18 protein-coding genes are annotated in these 18,193 nt (G+C 35.5%); 8 read left to right on the forward strand and 10 right to left on the reverse strand.

All coding sequences use genetic code 11. The annotated features are described in order from the left end of the window. The first annotated feature begins 1 nt into the window (after nucleotide 1). Nucleotides 2-916: a bifunctional metallophosphatase/5'-nucleotidase gene (locus tag MM213_RS09230; protein ID WP_241411803.1), complete on the forward strand. Its 915-nt coding sequence runs from the start codon at nucleotides 2-4 to the stop codon at nucleotides 914-916. A 116-nt stretch (nucleotides 917-1,032) separates the two neighbouring features. Then, nucleotides 1,033-2,457, forward strand: coding sequence for a chromosomal replication initiator protein DnaA (gene dnaA / locus MM213_RS09235; RefSeq protein ID WP_241411607.1), 1,425 nt, complete (start codon nucleotides 1,033-1,035; stop codon nucleotides 2,455-2,457). A 4-nt stretch (nucleotides 2,458-2,461) separates the two neighbouring features. On the opposite strand, the gene meaB is transcribed toward dnaA, so the two are convergent. Continuing rightward, nucleotides 2,462-3,472, reverse strand: a complete 1,011-nt coding sequence (meaB, locus tag MM213_RS09240) for a methylmalonyl Co-A mutase-associated GTPase MeaB (RefSeq protein ID WP_241411609.1) — start codon at nucleotides 3,470-3,472, stop codon at nucleotides 2,462-2,464. 33 nt (nucleotides 3,473-3,505) lie between these two features. Continuing rightward, entirely contained in the window at nucleotides 3,506-3,910 is a 405-nt protein-coding gene (locus tag MM213_RS09245) for a hypothetical protein (RefSeq protein WP_241411611.1), read from the reverse strand. Between the two features lie 52 nt (nucleotides 3,911-3,962). On the opposite strand from MM213_RS09245, the gene MM213_RS09250 reads away from it, so the two are divergent. From MM213_RS09250 to MM213_RS09260, 3 genes are read left to right on the forward strand one after another with little or no spacing between them, the layout of a single operon-like run. After that, nucleotides 3,963-4,505: a CopD family protein gene (locus MM213_RS09250; RefSeq protein WP_241411613.1), complete on the forward strand. Its 543-nt coding sequence runs from the start codon at nucleotides 3,963-3,965 to the stop codon at nucleotides 4,503-4,505. A gap of 13 nt (nucleotides 4,506-4,518) precedes the next feature. After that, a complete protein-coding gene (locus tag MM213_RS09255; RefSeq protein WP_241411615.1) occupies nucleotides 4,519-5,178 on the forward strand; it encodes an SCO family protein in 660 nt (219 codons plus the stop codon). A gap of 2 nt (nucleotides 5,179-5,180) precedes the next feature. Continuing rightward, entirely contained in the window at nucleotides 5,181-5,624 is a 444-nt protein-coding gene (locus MM213_RS09260; protein ID WP_241411617.1) for a c-type cytochrome, read from the forward strand. Nucleotides 5,625-5,690: 66 nt separating this feature from the next. On the opposite strand, the gene MM213_RS09265 is transcribed toward MM213_RS09260, so the two are convergent. After that, entirely contained in the window at nucleotides 5,691-6,122 is a 432-nt protein-coding gene (locus tag MM213_RS09265; protein ID WP_241411619.1) for a hypothetical protein, read from the reverse strand. Between the two features lie 56 nt (nucleotides 6,123-6,178). Then, nucleotides 6,179-6,673 carry a MerC domain-containing protein gene (locus tag MM213_RS09270; protein WP_241411620.1) on the reverse strand — a complete coding sequence of 165 codons (495 nt, stop codon included), beginning with the start codon at nucleotides 6,671-6,673 and terminating at the stop codon, nucleotides 6,179-6,181. A 40-nt stretch (nucleotides 6,674-6,713) separates the two neighbouring features. Between MM213_RS09270 and MM213_RS09275 the strand changes: the two genes are divergently transcribed. Further along, the gene (locus tag MM213_RS09275) at nucleotides 6,714-7,472 is read left to right on the forward strand and encodes an aminotransferase class IV (protein ID WP_369413894.1); all 759 of its coding nucleotides are present in this window, start codon (nucleotides 6,714-6,716) and stop codon (nucleotides 7,470-7,472) included. A gap of 326 nt (nucleotides 7,473-7,798) precedes the next feature. On the opposite strand, the gene MM213_RS09280 is transcribed toward MM213_RS09275, so the two are convergent. From MM213_RS09280 to MM213_RS09300, 5 genes are read right to left on the reverse strand one after another with little or no spacing between them, the layout of a single operon-like run. Next, nucleotides 7,799-8,236, reverse strand: a complete 438-nt coding sequence (locus MM213_RS09280; RefSeq protein WP_241411624.1) for a hypothetical protein — start codon at nucleotides 8,234-8,236, stop codon at nucleotides 7,799-7,801. A 44-nt stretch (nucleotides 8,237-8,280) separates the two neighbouring features. Continuing rightward, a complete protein-coding gene (locus tag MM213_RS09285) occupies nucleotides 8,281-9,504 on the reverse strand; it encodes an ABC transporter permease (RefSeq protein ID WP_241411626.1) in 1,224 nt (407 codons plus the stop codon). Beyond that, the gene (locus MM213_RS09290; RefSeq protein WP_241411628.1) at nucleotides 9,501-10,133 is read right to left on the reverse strand and encodes an ABC transporter ATP-binding protein; all 633 of its coding nucleotides are present in this window, start codon (nucleotides 10,131-10,133) and stop codon (nucleotides 9,501-9,503) included. Before MM213_RS09290 ends, MM213_RS09285 begins: the two co-directional genes overlap by 4 nt. Nucleotides 10,134-10,135: 2 nt before the next feature. After that, on the reverse strand, nucleotides 10,136-11,314 hold the full coding sequence (locus MM213_RS09295) for a hybrid sensor histidine kinase/response regulator (RefSeq protein ID WP_241411630.1): 1,179 nt from the start codon (nucleotides 11,312-11,314) through the stop codon (nucleotides 10,136-10,138). Between the two features lie 52 nt (nucleotides 11,315-11,366). Further along, on the reverse strand, nucleotides 11,367-14,801 hold the full coding sequence (locus MM213_RS09300; protein WP_241411632.1) for a sensor histidine kinase: 3,435 nt from the start codon (nucleotides 14,799-14,801) through the stop codon (nucleotides 11,367-11,369). Between the two features lie 130 nt (nucleotides 14,802-14,931). Here MM213_RS09300 and sucD point away from each other — a divergent pair, with 130 nt between their 5' ends. Further along, the gene (gene sucD / locus MM213_RS09305) at nucleotides 14,932-15,813 is read left to right on the forward strand and encodes a succinate--CoA ligase subunit alpha (RefSeq protein ID WP_241411634.1); all 882 of its coding nucleotides are present in this window, start codon (nucleotides 14,932-14,934) and stop codon (nucleotides 15,811-15,813) included. Between the two features lie 316 nt (nucleotides 15,814-16,129). Beyond that, nucleotides 16,130-17,485: a Na+/H+ antiporter NhaA gene (gene nhaA, locus MM213_RS09310; protein WP_241411636.1), complete on the forward strand. Its 1,356-nt coding sequence runs from the start codon at nucleotides 16,130-16,132 to the stop codon at nucleotides 17,483-17,485. 269 nt (nucleotides 17,486-17,754) lie between these two features. Here the strand turns inward: nhaA and MM213_RS09315 are convergent, their stop codons facing one another. Beyond that, nucleotides 17,755-18,024, reverse strand: coding sequence for a hypothetical protein (locus MM213_RS09315; RefSeq protein ID WP_241411638.1), 270 nt, complete (start codon nucleotides 18,022-18,024; stop codon nucleotides 17,755-17,757). Nucleotides 18,025-18,193: the final 169 nt, after the last annotated feature.

The raw sequence follows: 18,193 nt of genomic DNA on the forward strand, positions 1-18,193 counted from the left end.
GATGCAAAGAAGATCGTTTCTTAAAAAGAGTATATTGACAGGCTTAGGTTTAAGTCTTGGTGATTCTGTGATGGCTTTATCCAGCCTACATCCTAATTCAAAAAGCATCACAATCATTCACACCAATGACATGCATTCTAGGATAGAACCTTTTCCAAATGATGGAGGTAGAAATGCAAATCAAGGAGGAATGACAAAACTAGCATCACTTGTCAAAAAAGTAAGGTCTGATTCTGACAATGTTCTCTTGTTGGATTCCGGAGATTTTTTCCAGGGAACACCGTATTTCAATCTTTATGGAGGGGAATTAGAGCTCAAACTTATGAGCCAAATGGGTTATGATGCGAGCACATTAGGAAATCACGAGTTTGACAATGGCTTGGAAGGAATCAAAAAGCAAATAGAACACGCTAATTTTAATATTTTATCCTCAAATTATGAATTCACAGATACTATTCTGAAAGACGCCTTCCTTCCGTACAAGATCTTTAACAAAAGTGGAATAAAAATTGGAGTGTTTGCGTTAGGTATTTCTTTGGACGGATTAGTGGGATCCAAAAATTATGGGAAGACCAAGTATTTGGACCCTGTAGCTATTGCTGAAGAAATGGTAGAGGAACTGAAGCGTAAAAAATGTAATTTGATTGTCTGCCTATCCCATTTGGGTTATTCATATCGATCGGAAAAAATCGATGACCTCAAATTGGCAAGTCAAATTTCAGGAATAGATTTAATTTTGGGTGGACATACCCATACTTTCTTAGATGAGCCTACGCTGGTAAAAAATGCTGAGGGTCATACAACAATTGTAAATCAAGTAGGCACGGGAGCTCTTAGATTAGGGAAATTAGATTTTGAATTTTCAAACAGTAACAAAATAACCTATACAAGTTCCAGAAATCTAACAATTTATTAGAAAATCAAGCTGAATTTGATTTTTTATTTAAATTAATTTTCCCCAAATTTGATGCCCTTCAATTAAGGCAAGGAGTTTATTCAATCTTTTCAAAATACAGTATTTCAATAAAATAAATGAGTTCAGAGGCTAATGCAGTATGGAAGGAATGCTTACGTGTGATCGAGCAACACGTGAGTGAACAAAGTTTCTCTACTTGGTTCAAACCCATCAATCCTGTAAGATTAGAAGGAAGTAGCCTTACGATTCAGGTCCCGAGTCAATTTTTTTACGAGTGGCTGGAAGACAATTATGTAGAAGTCCTCAAACTAGCAATCAAAACTACCTTAGGTCAAAATGGACGGCTTGAATATGCCGTAGTGGTGGACAGGGGCAATTCCCAAAATCAACCATATATGGTAAGCTATCCTCAAGGAAATGCAGCTGCCAACAATCCCAAAAAACCAAAGCCACTAGAAGAAAGTAAAAGTCCATTTGAAATGCAGTCATTGAATAGTGACATGCTACTTCAATCAAACCTTAACCCAAATTACTCCTTCAACTCCTACATTGAGGGAGATTGTAATAGACTTGCTAGGTCCGCAGGATTTGCAGTTGCTACCAAGCCAGGCATCACCTCTTTCAATCCATTGATGGTATATGGAGGAGTAGGTCTTGGCAAAACTCACTTGGTGCAAGCTATAGGAAACGAAATCAAAAATGGTCCGGAAGAGAAGTTTGTACTATATGTATCATCTGAAAAGTTCGTAAACCAGTTTATGGATTCCATCAAAGATGGTAATGTAAAAAGCTTTACAAACTTCTATATGCAAGTAGATGTCCTAATTATTGACGACATTCAGTTTTTGGCAGGAAAAGATAGAACCCAGGAGATGTTTTTCCATATTTTCAATCACCTGCACCAAAACAAAAAACAAATAATCATGACTTCCGACTGTCCTCCTAGAGATCTAAAAGGATTGGAAGAACGTTTGCTTTCCAGATTCAAATGGGGCCTGACAGCAGATTTGCAAATGCCTGATTTTGAAACAAGAGTTGCGATCATCAGAAGAAAAATGCAATCTGAAGGTATCTATATACCTGATGATGTAATAGAATATTTAGCTTATACTGTAGATACCAATGTAAGGGAACTCGAAGGTGTCATGATCTCCCTAATTGCCCATGCATCGCTCAACAGAGTAGAGATAGATCTTACTTTGGCAAAACAGATCATGAAAAACATTGTCAAAGATATAGAAACAGAGGTAGGGATAGACTTTATCCAAAAAACAGTTTCTGATTATTTTGACATAAAACTTGATGATCTAAAAGCGAAAACCAGAAAAAAAGAAATCGTAACTGCCAGACAAGTGGCAATGTATTTCTCTAAAGAATTTACAAATCATTCTTTGAAATCTATTGGGTACCACTTTGGTGGTAGAGATCACAGTACCGTGATTCACGCTGTACAGACGGTGAATGATTTGATGGAAACAGATACAGCTTTCAGAAATTCTGTCAACGAATTAAAAAAGAAATTCAAAATGCGTTCTTACTAAAGAGCTACTTATCATCCATTTTGATTTGATGGATAAAAATCTCAACCAATTCTCTGGCTTTTTTGATAGCTGATACATTTCCTGATTTGATGTCAGTCAAAGAATCATTGATGCTTTTTTCTATTGTAGGATTTTGGTAAAAAGAGGATTCAAGAAGGTATTTAATGTGGTCATTCATCCAATTTAACCTTTGATCAGCTCTGTTTTTTTCGAAATATCCATTGTTGATCATCTTTTCCTTGTAAGATTGTATCATCTCCCAGATGGATTGTAATCCATCACCATTCAATCCTGAGCAAGTCATAACTTTTGGAAGCCATGTGTTTTCTTTTATTGGGAACAAATGCAAGGCATTGGCATATTCTCTTTTGGCTCTTTTGGCGGCTTCTATGTTTTCACCATCAGCTTTATTGATTATCAAAGCATCACACATCTCAATGATCCCTTTCTTGATCCCCTGCAATTCATCACCAGCACCAGCAAGCATGAGTAATAGGAAGAAGTCAACCATACCTTTGACAGCAATCTCTGACTGCCCTACCCCTACTGTCTCTATAAATACAACATCAAACCCAGCAGCTTCACAAAGCAACATTGCTTCCCTAGTCCTAGCACTGACACCTCCCAAAGCTGTACCCGAAGGACTTGGTCGGATATAGGCTCTCTTGTCCATAGATAGTGTCTCCATCCTTGTTTTGTCACCAAGAATACTTCCCCTTCCCGACTGACTACTTGGATCTACCGCCAACACAGCCAACTTCAAGCCTTCTTCAACCACCAAGTGTCCAAAACGCTCGATAAACGTACTTTTCCCAACACCAGGCACTCCCGTAATTCCTATTCGAATAGATTTTCCAGTATATGGCAAAACCGCTGACATCACCTGCTCAGCAATCAATTGATCTGAAGGCAGCGCACTCTCTACCAAAGTGATCGCCTGACTCAAAGTCACCCGATCTCCAGACAACACCCCATCAATATACTCTTGCTCAGAAAGTCTTTTTCTTTTTTTCAAAATCCGAATCTTTTAACTTTATGAATATGATTGTTACCTAAATGGAAATTTTACAAATTTCACATCTCCCATACTTGATTTTTCATATTTAGCGATGCAGTGTTTGTAATACTTCTGGTCAAAATATGGCTCCTCAGGAAAAGTAGTCTTAGGACTATTCTCCTTTGAATCAAAAAAGAAAACTTTCGTATTCCCATATTTGGTATGAGGCATAAATGAGCCATAATCTTCCAAAATATTCCAAAGCGTATCTGCCACATATACTGAATAAACCCGAATGACAGGCCCTGTGTTGTTTTCATTTCGGTAAAATGCCATTTCTTCAAATTCCAAGTCAAGATCATTTACTCCAGGTTGTGTAAAAGACTCCTTGCCTATCCAAATAATCAGAAAAACAACAATCAAAATGATTACATAAAACAAATATCTAGTTGGCATGTTCTTAAGGATGTTTAGATTTAAAGCCTTAATTTAGCAGAAAAAAAGTACAATGGCCTTCGAATATATCAAAGCTCTTCATATCATTTTCATAGTTACATGGTTTGCAGGCTTATTCTATATCGTCAGACTGTTTATTTATCAAGCTGAAGCTTGGCAAAAACCAGAAAACGAAAGGAAAATACTAGTACCACAACTCAATTTAATGGCCAATCGCTTGTGGTATATCATCACTTGGCCTTCTGCCATACTCACACTTGTATTTGGTTTCTGGGTTTTATCTTACCGCTGGGGATATTTGCAACAAGGGTTTATGCATGCCAAATTAGGTTTTGTTTTCCTTTTGTACATATATCACTTTTATTGTCAAAAGATCTATACTGATTTGCAAAATGGCAATTCCAAGTTGACCTCGACACAATTGAGGATCTGGAACGAAGTAGCTACCGTTTTGCTCTTTGCAATAGTGTTCCTAATTGTATTAAAAAGTCTGATCAGTGTAGTATGGGGCATCGTTGGAATATTTGTCTTGGGTATTACGATGATGTTGGGGATTAAATTTTACAAGAAAATTAGAGAGAAAAATCAAGGTTAAAAAAAACAATGTTATGTTGAAAAAATTCAAAAGCATCCTTTTGCTTACATCGATACTATATATTTCTTTTGGCTGTAATTCAAAAGAAACTGATTCGAACGAACCACTTCCAATCTTAGGTAACTGGCACGTAAATGAATTTGAAATGGAAGGGAAAACAGTAATAGATACTGTGCGACATAAAATCGCTGACTTTTCTTTCACAAATCAAGAAGGCAAACAGGTCACGAATTACAGTACCAATGGGAAGGTTTATGTGGCAGATTTCTTTTTCACCACCTGCCCGACGATATGTCCAATTATGAAAACGCAAATGCTTAGGGTTTATGAAAAATTCAAAGACAATCCTGATTTCATGATTTTGAGCCATACATTGGATCCAGAGCATGATACGGAAGAATTATTGAAAGAATTTGCTTCAAGAATTGGCGTTGAAGATGACAAAACTTGGCATTTCCTCACTGGCGATCAAGAGAAGATTTTTGAAATTGGCCAAACAAGCTATCTAACCACTGCAATGGAAGATAAAAATGAACCTGGAGGAATCCTTCATTCTGGTGCATTTGTATTGGTGGATCAAAATGGAAATATCAGAGGCGTATATGACGGCACAAAAGAAGATCAAGTCGATAGAATGATTAAAGATATCCCAAAAATATTACCTAATAACTAAAAGTGAAAAACCTTACTATCATTCCTCTTATACTCATATTCATTTTGTCCTGTGCTCCTGAAAAAGATAAACTTGATAGAGGATTGTCTGATATCAAGGATGCAAAAGTCTTACAATACGCTATTGAGGGGAAAATCCTTTACGAGAACTATTGTGGTAACTGCCATCAAAATAATGGTACAGGTCTTGGCAAACTAATCCCTCCACTAAAAGGGTCAGATTATATAGGAAATAATCCTAAAAGGACTGCTCGAATCATAAAATATGGACTGGCAGGACCTATAGTGGTCAATGGTGTGACTTACAATCAACCCATGCCAGCAAATCCAAATTTAACAAATATGGAGATTGCCCATATCGTTACATATATTTTCAATATATGGGGAAATGAAGAAGGGGTCATTGATGGTAAAAAGGTAGCTGAATATTTAAATTCCGATGAATGATCATAATACCCATCTATCGAATAACTAACCTTCAAAAAAATGTTATAGTAAAATCAAGAGAAAAGCTTACTCATTTTGCAATTCATTTTTAGCTCTTGCCATGCTATTATTTATATCATCATTTACTTTTGTGACCATGATTTTTTGTTCATTCAGATATGAATTTAGCTCTTCATCTGTCATACCTTCATTTGAGCTTTTGAACTGTCTCATCCAAACAAACATTCCATCAAAAGCATCATCCAGATCTTTGGCAAGAAGTCTCAATTCAAGTATTTTCTCTGAATTTGCTACAGTATCTTCCTCTTCAAGCGAATTTGCTTTGGAATCGATTTTTTTTCTAAGTGACTTAAGCTCCCCCATATGAGGCATTACCTCATCATGTATGGTTATTACTTCATCACGTAGCATTTGATTTTGATCCACTTTATCACTTCCACATGAAATTGTGGTGAAAACAAGACAAGCAAATAGAATAAATTTCAAAAATAATCTCATAATTCTTTGTCATAAAATCAATAACAAAGTAATATGAAATTTACTTAAAAAAGAAATTACTCAACAATAACCTTACAATTTCTATGATATTTCCAATTAATAATATGAATAATCACTAAAAAAACCGAGGCTACCAATGAAACATAAATCATCCAACTGTAAACATCATGTAAAAGCACACCTACTGAAAAGATAGAAACTGCTACCCAAAGTGCTATTTTTATAACTTTGGATTGCGTATTTTTAACCGCGTTTATGACTGCCCAGACTGCAAGAAAAACGAACAAAAAGTCCATCCAATGCCAATGAATATGCGCATGATCGTGATCATGATGATGTTCTTCGGTATTGAATACAAAACCCATAGAAATCAAAACAGGGAATGCCAGACAGTGAATCAAGCACATAACCGAGGCCGATATACCCATGATATCGGCAGATTGCGCGGATATTCTTTTTATAATTTGCAACATAATTGCAAATATACATATTAAACTAAACAACAACCATAAAACAAAAATAAATTTTATGAAATCATTTTGCTTTGCCAAAAACGAAATAATCGATTCTAATTTGGCCCAAATACACCCAATGGACATTACGTTAATCAGAGGTTATGGGATTTTTGATTTTTTTAGAACTTCAAATTATATCCCTTTATTTTTGTCTGACTACTTAGATAGATTTATCAGATCCGCTGAAAAAACACACCTCAAACTGAAATATACCAAAACTGAACTGAGGGAAATCATACTTGATTTGATACAAAAAAATGACCTTCAAAATGGAGGTGTGAGGATGCTACTCACTGGTGGGGTTTCTGCAAACCACTTCTCGCCTGCTGATGGAGACCTATTTATTTTTTGTGAAGAATTACTTTTTCCGGAAAAAGAAAAATACGAAAAAGGAGTAAAACTACTCAGTGCAGAACATGTAAGAATGATCGCCGACATCAAAACCACCAACTATGCCTTTCCAGTATGGTTGAGCCCTTCTTGGAAGGAAAATGGTGCGGAGGATGTCATTTATCATTTTAATGGTGTGGTTTCTGAAAGTTCAAGAAGTAATATTTTCATGGTAAAAAATGGAAGCATCAGCACACCCAACAACCATATTTTGCATGGCATCACAAGAAAGAGAGTTTTAGAATTAGCTCCTGAATGCAATATAAGGTCTATTACTTTTGAAGAATTGCTTGACGCAGATGAATTATTCATCACGAGCACTACAAAGAAAATCCTACCTATTACCGTAATTGACAAGCAAAAGATTGGGGATGGAAAAGTAGGAGAAATCACCAAAAAATTGATGGCTGATTTTGTGGATATGGAGGTAAAACACACTTCTTGAAATATGAGTATTCGTACTATTGCACATTAGGTAAGAAATAGCTTTGTAAGCTACGGAACTCGTTAACAGTCCACAATCATCCGACCATAGCTAATTGAAATGAACTTCAAATGTTATTATAAATTGCTATTGGCGTAAATACGGATAGTCATATCTGAAAAAATAGTCATCGTTTAAACTTCAAGTTTGATTTAGAAATGATTGTTGCTACAATGTTAAACTTCCTAGAATCAGATATTCTTGAAACAATTCAGATAAAACATAAAAGGTCAGCGAAGAATTTCGCTGACCTTTTATGTTTTAAATCAATTCAAATGAACCTGATATTAATCCAAGAGCACTGCATCAACAAGAATGTACATTAATTTCTCTGGATCTTTGTCGTTCAATGTCAATTTACCTCTTACCTTCACTCTTTTTGAGGTGTATTTTATGGGGCTTTTCAGCATTACTTCCATTACAGTCTCGGGGCCACCTGATCCACAGAAAAAACATTCTGCTAAAGGTAAAGATGATAGAATAATATGCTCAGGCTTAAACATTCCCTCAAAAGGTATGATATATCCATCTGCCTCCACCACTTTGCCTTCTATACCTTTGATCTTGGAACTGAATACTGGGATGTACAATTCCCCAAAATCATCTTCTCCAATCTTATATGTCACTTCAGACAAGTCTCTCCACACATTGGGCGAAGACTGCGCCCAAGCTATTGAAGTACTGAAAAGCAAAGTCAATACTAATAATGTTTGTTTTAATTTCATTCTCTTTTGTTCTCTTTGGGTTGACAAATTTATACTATTTTCATCTAAGACTTTGTAAGTTGCTTCGCAATATCTGTTTGATATGCAGTCCAGGCAGGAATCAATGAAGCAACAAAACCTACAATCACTGCAAAGGCAACAATCCACAATTCTTCTTGCAAGAATACTGCCGCACTCAATCCACTGATGGCACCTTGTTCATTTTGCATTACCAACACAGCCAAGAAACCGTGCCCAATAACAATCCCCAAAACAGCTCCCAACAATGTCAATATAATTCCTTCCAAGACGATGTGCAAAAATAATTGAATACTTGAGGCCCCTAAAGTCCTCATCACTGCAAGGTCATATTTTCTTTCTTTCAGGGAATTGAACAAGGCAATAAATATCCCTAGACCCGCAATGATAATAATTGCAATTGCCAGACCTTGAATCAATTTAACTCCTACCCCGAGAAGCTCAAACAACCTTGAGATCTCAAATGATGGAGAAGCTGCTTGTAATGCGCTTTTACTATTGATAAACCTAGGTAACTGAACAGCTGCTATCGGGTTTCTGTACTGCAAAAGCAAAGAGGTAACTTCCCTATCCTCATCTGTCTCCGGAAAGCCAGAGATGCTTACATCTGCTTCAAACTTATCATGGTCATGACCTTCGTCATGCGAATACCATACGGATTCTATACTTGTCAAAATTAGTTTATCCAAAACGTTGTCTTTTTGAGACAAAATGCCTGAGACAATATATGGATGCTCATCATGCTCATGGCTACTACTCCCTATACCATGAGAACCAATAAAGGAATCCCCTACTTTCAAATTCAGTTTCTTAGCGACCTCAAAACCCAAAACTACTTCAAAAGGCTTTATCCATTCTTTTCCTGCATCAAAACCGGCATTGTATAACTGTAAATAGTCATGGTTAGTACCTACAATTCTATATCCTTGATAGTTATCCCCCATTCCCAATGGAATGATCTTTTTAACCAGTCTGTTTTTTTCTAGCGCTTTAGCATCTTTCATATCGATGTTCCCTGTTGGGTAATCAATATGGTAAACACTAGAAAGAATTAGTTGAAGAGGGCTTCCTTTAGCTCCCACGACCAAATCTATTCCTTCAGCATCCTTTGTCATCTTATTCTCAAACTGATCTTGGATCAAAATCAGAACAGTGATAATCGATAACCCAAGTGCCAACAAAAGAATATTCAAGCCTGTATTCAATGGCTTTGCAATCAAATATTTCCAGCTTAATTTCAACATATTCATGATAGACCTCCCATGATTAAATGGTTCGAAATATGATCTTTCACTCGCTGATCATGTGTAACAATGATCAAAGCAGCACTATACTTTTTCGCTTGCTCTTGGAGTAGTTTTATGACAGCCTGAGCATTCTCGTCATCAAGACTTGCGGTAGGCTCATCAGCCAGAATCAGTTTCGGATGATTGGCTAAAGCTCTTGCTATAGATACCCTTTGAGCTTCACCTTCGCTCAAAGTATTAACCTTTGATTTTCTCTTGTCCAATATCCCGAGTTCTTTCAGCAAATTCAGATTTTGATCCTCTTTTCTTCCAACAAAGTAATTGGCCAATTTAAGATTTTCTTCAACTGTCAATGGTGCTAGAATATGTGGTTTTTGAAATACGATCCCTATATTTTTACCTCTAAACTTATCGAGTTCAGCTCCTTTGAGAAGGTTGATTTTTGTGTCATTTAGGATGATTTCTCCTGATTGTGGTTTAAGAAGTCCGCCAAGTATATTTAGTATGGTGGTCTTTCCACTTCCTGATTTACCCAAGATCAAAAGCTCATCTCCAGCAGACATAGAAATGTCCGGAATCTGAAACTTTAAGTCTGGGCTATATTGAAATTGAATATTTCTTACTGATAGCATACTTATTTATTTACAGGAATTGAGACAAAAAACGATGTCCCTTTTCCAGGTTCACTAGTGAAATTAATCTCTCCTTTTAGTACATCCACACATTTTTTGACGATTGATAGACCCAATCCAGACCCTTCTATGATCCCTACATTTTTTGCCCTGAAAAACCTATCAAACATTTGATCTTGTTCCTCTTTTGGAATACCTATACCATGATCTCGCACCTCAGATTTTATCAATCCATTTTCTCCCCAAATTGAAAACTCCACTTCCTGACCATCTTTGGAATATTTGACTGCATTGGAAAGTAGGTTTTCAAAAATTTGATATAATAGCTCTACATCTGAAGTAATTGTTTTTGGTATTTCCCCAACTTGAAGGTTAATTTTCACTTTGTTCTCAGAACTAGCTTTTACCACATCTATTACTTCATTGATAAAGGCAGCGGTAAACATTTTTTTCGGATTATAATCTATCTTATTTGCATCTGCTTTACCAAAGAAAAGTACAGAAGTCAAAAGGTTATTTAAACTTCTAACGGAGTTTTCTATTTTCTTTGCGTGTTTACCTATTTTTTGTTTGAATGGATGGTCTTTTTCTGCATAGATTTGCAAGAGCTGTGCTGAACTAAGGATTGATGTCAATGGTGTTTTGAATCCATGGGAAACATTCAGTACGATCCTTGATTTTAATTCGCCAATCTCCCTTTCTTTTTCCAACGCACGTATCAATTCTTTGTTTGCATTGTGAAGGTCTGCTGTTCTCTGTTTTACTTTTTCTTCTAGCTCATTGTTGAGTTTTTGAAGTTCCTTTTCCTTTCTGTCTTTGAAAATTGCCAACTCGATCACCATATTCAGTTCTCGGATATTAAATGGCTTAATGACATAGGCACTAGGGTTAGTTCCTACCACTTTGGTAAGTGTTTCAGAATCGGAACTTGCACTCAAATAAACAACTGGGATATCATATTTTTCATTGATAATCTCAGTTGTTTTGATCCCATCAAGCTCACCTGAAAGATTGATATCCATCATGACAATATCAGCTTGATGTTCTTCCAGAATCTCTAAGGCTTTTTCACCAGAATCTGAAATCCCTATAATTCGATGATTATTTTTCTCAAGTGCCTTTTTTAACAAGAGAGCTGACACATGATCATCTTCAGTAATTAATATCCTTAATGGAAACATGGGCGTTTTTTAATAATGGCTGCAAATTACGAGTTTAAATCATTTACTAAAATCAAATGTTGCCCAAAGGTAAAATGACTTTTACATAGGTACCATTTCCTTTCAAACTTTCAATTTTAATTTCACCATTAAGTATATCTATAAGATTTTTCGTTATGGTCAAACCAAGGCCTGTACCTTCATATTTTCTACCATAACCCTCACTTTCTTGTTCGAAAGGTCTAAATAGTTTTTTCATAAAATCTTCTGTCATCCCTATTCCATTATCCGAAACTTCAAACACTAAGCTAGAATTGACTTTTCCGACTTTTATAGATATTAGACCTTCATCGGTATATTTGATAGCGTTTCCAACTAGATTGTTAATAATAATTCCAAAATATCGTTGGTCAATAATTCCTATAAATGGTTTTGTTTCAAATTTTGTAGACAATAGAAGCCCTTTTTTAATTGCCAAAGTTTTGAGTGGCAATAATACCTTTCCTACAAAATCATTTACATTAGTCTCCTGATATACTACTTCAAATTTATTGGCTTCAATTTTTGCCATATCCAAAATACTATTGATCGTACTTAATAGTCTTTCTCCTGATTCATAAATGATATCAAGCTGAGAAACCAATTCGGCATCATCCCCCCATTGTTCAATGATGTTCTCTGTACTTCCCAATATTCCATTCAATGGTGTTCTGACTTCATGGCTCATGTTTGACAAGATATTTGACTTCAATTTGTTGGCTTCTTCTGCTTTTACTTTTGCTGACTCTAAGCCTTTCTCGTAGTCTTTTTTATCCGTAACATCCCTGAAAACTGAAAGCATAATGGGTTTTTCATCAAATTCGGTGTTCAATCGGGTTATATACATCTCGATATACCTTAAGCCGTTTTTCAATGGCATCTCCATTTCAAAAGTAGCTCCCTCTCCAAGGTTACTATCCAAAACACTTATTACTTTTTGTTTTTGATCATGATAGTAATTTGGGTCTGAATATAAATCTTTAATATTGGACCCACTTAAATCTTCTATATCAAATCCTACCAACTTTGCGAAACTTGGATTCACTTCCAATATCTTCCCTCCTTCTATAGAAAGCATCAATCCATCAGCAGAGCTATTCCATACATTTTTAAATTGGTTTTCTGATACTACCGCTTGTTTTGTTTTCTCATCTATAGTTTGCTTTAAGATACTTTGCTTTCTCCACTGATTCATAAACGCATTTAATAAAAAACCTATTCCAAAAAACAGAAGTAAGATAAAAATCACAAACCAAGTTTGAAGATAAATTGGCTTAAGAATCGTAAATGGCTGACTTGAAATGATATCACCATCATAAATACCTCTTAAACTTGCTTCCATTTTGAATACATAATCACCCGGAGGCAAATTATTGAATACCAAAACATTTGATCTAGGGTTTACAATTTCTTGCCATGAATCATGATATCCTTCAAGTTTGTACCTTACAGTCAGATTGGAGTTTTGTAGAAAACTAACAGCCCTATATTTCACCTCTATTGAGTTGTTTTCAAATTGGATTTTATTGGAACTTGGAAAGGGAATTCCTTTATTAAGGAGGTTTAATTCCAAAATCTCCGTAATCGGCTGCAAAATCTTTCTATCATCTTCATCAGGATAATAAATAGATAAACCACGTTGCGTTCCAATGAATATCTCACCATTATCACCATCGATCAAAGCCCCTCGATTGATCTCAGAACCCACCAATCCACTTTTTTCATCATACTTTACTATTCCAGACTTACCTATGAGGTAAACCCCTTGGTCTGTCCCTGCCCAAATATTTTGATCTTTATCGACATGTAATGCATAAACAGGCCTTGTTATCTTTTGACCATTTAGCTCAAGTTCTTTGACTTCACCATCTTTATAAATTTTCAGCCCATTTTCTGTACCCAAATATATCTCATCATTTAATTCCAAATAATCAAAGCCAATTACATTTATAAACTGGGAAGTCTCTAGGATAACATTTTGTAAAAAAGTATTTCCTCCTTGCATAAATATCATTCGCCCATCTTTCAACAGACCTACTTTTCTTAGAAAGACTTCATCTTGATTAAAACTTCCTAGAATTAAATTAGTGATATCATTCGAAAAATGACCTGATAGTTTGTTATTAATATTTGAAAGATAAATTTTATCTCTACTTACGATAATCAAACTGTCGCCAATTGCTCGGACTGCAGTCACAAACTTCCCAACAGGACTTTCTTCAAAACCCAAGGAATTTGTCTTTTCATCATATCTTCCCACCCCAGCAAGGTTAGATGAAAACCAAATTATTCCATTTTTATCTCTTGAAAAATTAGTAATCCTGTTTCTAGGTTGACTTGCATGGACTTTGTCATGCAGGAGTGTCTGCAAACTGCTACCATCAAGTAACTGTAAACCATTATTGTAGCCAATCAAATACTTATTCTCTTTTAATCTAATCAAAGCTGTCACTTCATCATCCAAAAGTATACGTGAATCAAAATTCAAAAACCTGATTGAGTTGATATTCACTAACCCTCTGTGCGTCCCGATCCAAATAATCCCTTCCCTATCCACAAAAGCTGAATAAATACTTATGGATTTAATTGCATCAGCAGCGCTAATTTCCTGAATTTGATTTAGTGCAGGTGAATATTTATACAGCTGGGAATTGAAAAAATAATAGATCTTCCCTTGTGAAATTTGCAAATCGGCATAGTCAACTGCACTATATATATCATTTATAAATCCTTGATGGATGATTTCGTCTACTTCTAAAAATCCCACACCTGACGCAAGAAAACCTTTCCCTAAATAGTAGTACTTATTGTGCTCCTCAGAATAGGAAATATGAGTGATCTTCGAAGGCAATTCAAGTCCCTTATATTCTATCTCAGTAACAGTAACCCCGTCCATAAAAAAAGTAGCTAACTCAAAAAAGAGATACGTTTTACCATCTTTTTCATAAATTGACCTTAACCATCCTTCGCTATAAAAATTATGCTCTATACGAATCCAAGATTTTGAATCACCTACAGAGTAATAGGCTTCATTTGCAAAAAAAAGAAAAACTTTTTTATCCTTTCCTTTACCTGTCACAGCAAACTCAAGGTATGTTAAACCTTCTTTTTCACTCAAAGCTTCAGGCAAGACCTTTTCCTGCCATAATCCGTCTTTAAAATAAAAAGCTTTAGCATCCTTAATCTGATTTGCTACCCAGACATACCCATCTTCATCTTTAAACAATTTCACCTTATTTGTCAACTGACTGGAAATCTCGTCAGGAATAGTATAAGTAAATATCCCATCAGAGTAAAAAACACCATCATTGGTATTGAACCACATCAAACCTTTATCGTCTTGAATAACACCACTTACATTATCAGTGGGTAATTCAACACCTTTGATCTGTCTATTAAACTGAAATGATTGTGATAAGACAAAACCGTAAGTAAGAAAGCAAGTAATAAATAAGATGATTTTTCTCATAATAGCCTTAAAGCACCCTCTAAATTATAAAAAGTTAACCACAGTGTAAATTAAATTGATATTGTTTCCAAATTCTTTTTATGTAAGGGCATATTCCTTTATTTTTGTGACAAACTTTAAAAATCGCAACATGAGTGTATTAGTCAATAAAAATTCAAAAGTGATTGTGCAAGGGTTTACGGGATCTGAAGGATCTTTCCATGCACAGCAAATGATAGAGTATGGAACCAACGTCGTTGGAGGAGTAACTCCAGGGAAAGGCGGTTCTACACACTTAGAGAAGCCTGTTTTCAATTCCGTTGAAGATGCTGTAGCTAAGACTGGTGCAGACACTTCAATCATTTTCGTACCACCGGCATTTGCTGCTGATGCGATCATGGAAGCTGCTGATGCCGGCATCAAAGTAATCATTGCAATCACCGAAGGAATTCCAGTGGCTGATATGATGAAAGCAAAACCATATATTAAAGAAAGAGGAGCAACCCTGATTGGCCCTAACTGTCCTGGTGTAATCACTCCAGGAGAAGCCAAAGTAGGTATCATGCCTGGTTTTGTGTTCAAAAAAGGTAGAATCGGTATTGTTTCCAAATCTGGCACTTTGACTTATGAAGCTGCTGATCAAGTAGCAAAAGCTGGACTAGGTGTATCTACAGCTATCGGTATCGGTGGTGACCCTATAATTGGAACATCTACTAAAGATGCTGTTCAACTATTAATGGAAGACCCTGAGACTGATGCTATTGTAATGATTGGTGAAATCGGAGGGAATTATGAAGCTGATGCTGCAAGATGGATCAGAGAAACTGGCAACAAAAAGCCTGTGGTAGGTTTTATCGCTGGACAAACTGCGCCTCCTGGTAGAAGAATGGGACATGCTGGCGCGATCGTAGGTGGTGCTGATGATACCGCTGAAGCAAAAATGAGAATTATGAGAGAAAATGGAATACATGTAGCTGAATCACCAGCTGAGATTGGTGCCGTAATGGCTAAGGCTCTTGGTGTAGAAGCTTAATTATGATTTCCATAAAAACAATTAATAGATTATTTTTATAGTCTATAATCAAATCGCTCTGAATATCCTCAGAGCGATTTTTTTTTGCTGTAAACTGTTCTGTTTTCTTCATTTTTTACCATTTAAAGCAATTATTTAGGTTATTCTTGGGTATTGCTAGAAACAAAATTTTTTATCTACTAAAATTTGAATGGTATCAAAATCATAGCTGAATTATCAATATACCACTCCATTCAGGCCAACCTTTTTAGTGTTTAGTACCGTATAGTTTTTTTCAAATGATTATCTCATTGTTTCATATCTAAAAAAATATAAGATGACTATTGAAAACTTAAAATTCGATAAACTAAGTCCTTTTGTGCAGTTTATAAGAAAAAGTACATTTGGTTCATTTTTACTCTTTTTTTCAGCCGGATTGGCATTGCTACTTGCCAACTCGCCAGCAAATGTACATATACAATGGTTTTTGAACCAAAAAATAGGGTTTACTATAAGTGGATTCTCTTTAGAAAAGCCTCTCTTACTATGGATCAACGATGGATTGATGTCTATATTCTTCTTTGTCGTAGGTTTGGAACTAAAAAGAGAAATCCTAGCTGGCGAACTCTCCGTACCAAAAAATGTACTCATGCCAATCGTAGGTGCTATTGGTGGAATGCTTCTACCCGCCTTGATTTATATCATTTTCAATATTGGCGGTTCGGCTGAGGCTTTGAGAGGATGGGGAATTCCTATGGCTACTGATATAGCTTTTGCTCTTGGAGTACTTTACTTGCTTGGACCCAAAGTACCTATTCAACTAAAAGTCTTTCTAACTGCTTTAGCTATTATTGACGACTTGGGGGCTGTATTGATTGTCGCTATATTTTACACTTCTGAAATTTCAACCCAAAACCTATTTATTGCGGGACTAATATTGAGCTTTATGTTTCTACTTAGTAAGCTGGGTGTAAGAAGGGTTTTGATTTTTTCTATTTTAGGAATTGGAGGAGTTTGGTTAGCCACTTTACTATCTGGCGTACATGCTACTATAGCTGCTGTTCTTGTTGCTTTTGTAATTCCAGCTGACAGACGGATCAACAAAGCAAAATATATAGAATCTATTAACTCACTAACTGAGAAATTTAAAAAAGCAAAAATGTCAAAAAATGATGAATATCTCCTTTCTAGCGAAGAGGAGAACATCATCGGAGAAATAAAAAGAATCTCAAAGGCTTCCATTTCCCCAATGCAAAGATTAGAAAGAAGCATGCATGGACTGGTAGCTTACTTAGTAATGCCAATTTTTGCACTTGCCAACGCTGGGGTAATAATCGACAATAATTGGATTGAAATGATAAGTAGTCCTATTGCTTTAGGTGTTGGAGTAGGATTGGTATTGGGTAAAATTCTAGGGATTTATGGGTTATCAACCTTAGGAATTAAACTTGGCTGGTTCAGTATGCCAAATGGTCTCAACAATTCAATGCTTTTGGGAATATCATTCTTGGCAGCAATTGGTTTCACAATGTCATTATTCATCAACTCACTTGCATTTTCTAACCCGATGTATCTTGAACAAGCAAAAATGGGGGTTCTGCTGGCTTCATTTATCTCAGGAACACTAGGCTACTTTATTTTGAAAAAATCAATAAAATCTGATATGAATATCAGCCATGACCCAAAGATGTAAATCTTTCACTTGTCATAATGCTTATAATCATCAACAGACCTCAGCTGATTGAAATGTACTTCATACATTAATTTAAATGGCTACTATTGTTATCTATGACAATCATAATAATTCACTATTTATCAGTACACAATTTGATTTAAAAACCAACATTATACTTGGCTACTGGCAAGAAAAAGAATGAAAAATACAATCTGAAAAATTAATAATTAAAAAAATAAGCCCGATTTTATTAGAATCAGGGCTTATTTTTATATTGATATCGAAAACTACTCTTCAATTTTATCTAATCCATGTTTCTGCTCAAACTGATTTCTTTTGATTTCGAAACGTTCTACCTCAGTATTTATCAAATCCAAGGAGTCATTGTATCTGCTAAAAAGATCACCCATGTTTTTTTCCATTTCAGAAAAGTTGAATTCCATGGCATCCATTTGAAGCTTAGAAGATTTTTCAATCATGGCTACTTGGCTGTTTTTCAGATCTTCCATCATCCTCAACGCCCTGTCCATTTTCTCTAATTTTTCTCTGTTATCCATAATGTTTTATTAATTGTTTGATAAGTACAGTGCAAAGACCGTTCCGAAGCATTGTTTTTCTATTTTTAAACATAAAATGAAAGAACTCTCCAAATTTTTTAAGATAAGCAAAACTTATGGAGCCAACTAATCTTAAAATCTTTCAATTTTTAAATCATCAATTCCTTAC

Origin of the sequence: Belliella alkalica (assembly GCF_022549785.1) — a bacterium.
In the GTDB taxonomy this organism is placed as follows: domain Bacteria; phylum Bacteroidota; class Bacteroidia; order Cytophagales; family Cyclobacteriaceae; genus Belliella; species Belliella alkalica.

Excerpts from the sequence above, each read along its gene's own strand:
- MM213_RS09250 (WP_241411613.1), top strand. The coding sequence starts at position 3,963 with ATGGCCTTCGAATATATCAAAGCTCTTCATATCATTTTCATAGTTACA.
- MM213_RS09275 (WP_369413894.1), top strand. The coding sequence starts at position 6,714 with ATGGACATTACGTTAATCAGAGGTTATGGGATTTTTGATTTTTTTAGA.
- MM213_RS09295 (WP_241411630.1), bottom strand. The coding sequence starts at position 11,314 with ATGTTTCCATTAAGGATATTAATTACTGAAGATGATCATGTGTCAGCT.
- MM213_RS09285 (WP_241411626.1), bottom strand. The coding sequence starts at position 9,504 with ATGAATATGTTGAAATTAAGCTGGAAATATTTGATTGCAAAGCCATTG.
- nhaA (WP_241411636.1), top strand. The coding sequence starts at position 16,130 with ATGACTATTGAAAACTTAAAATTCGATAAACTAAGTCCTTTTGTGCAG.
- MM213_RS09315 (WP_241411638.1), bottom strand. The coding sequence starts at position 18,024 with ATGGATAACAGAGAAAAATTAGAGAAAATGGACAGGGCGTTGAGGATG.
- MM213_RS09230 (WP_241411803.1), top strand. The coding sequence starts at position 2 with ATGCAAAGAAGATCGTTTCTTAAAAAGAGTATATTGACAGGCTTAGGT.
- sucD (WP_241411634.1), top strand. The coding sequence starts at position 14,932 with ATGAGTGTATTAGTCAATAAAAATTCAAAAGTGATTGTGCAAGGGTTT.
- MM213_RS09300 (WP_241411632.1), bottom strand. The coding sequence starts at position 14,801 with ATGAGAAAAATCATCTTATTTATTACTTGCTTTCTTACTTACGGTTTT.
- MM213_RS09290 (WP_241411628.1), bottom strand. The coding sequence starts at position 10,133 with ATGCTATCAGTAAGAAATATTCAATTTCAATATAGCCCAGACTTAAAG.
- MM213_RS09280 (WP_241411624.1), bottom strand. The coding sequence starts at position 8,236 with ATGAAATTAAAACAAACATTATTAGTATTGACTTTGCTTTTCAGTACT.
- MM213_RS09265 (WP_241411619.1), bottom strand. The coding sequence starts at position 6,122 with ATGAGATTATTTTTGAAATTTATTCTATTTGCTTGTCTTGTTTTCACC.
- MM213_RS09255 (WP_241411615.1), top strand. The coding sequence starts at position 4,519 with ATGTTGAAAAAATTCAAAAGCATCCTTTTGCTTACATCGATACTATAT.
- dnaA (WP_241411607.1), top strand. The coding sequence starts at position 1,033 with ATGAGTTCAGAGGCTAATGCAGTATGGAAGGAATGCTTACGTGTGATC.
- MM213_RS09245 (WP_241411611.1), bottom strand. The coding sequence starts at position 3,910 with ATGCCAACTAGATATTTGTTTTATGTAATCATTTTGATTGTTGTTTTT.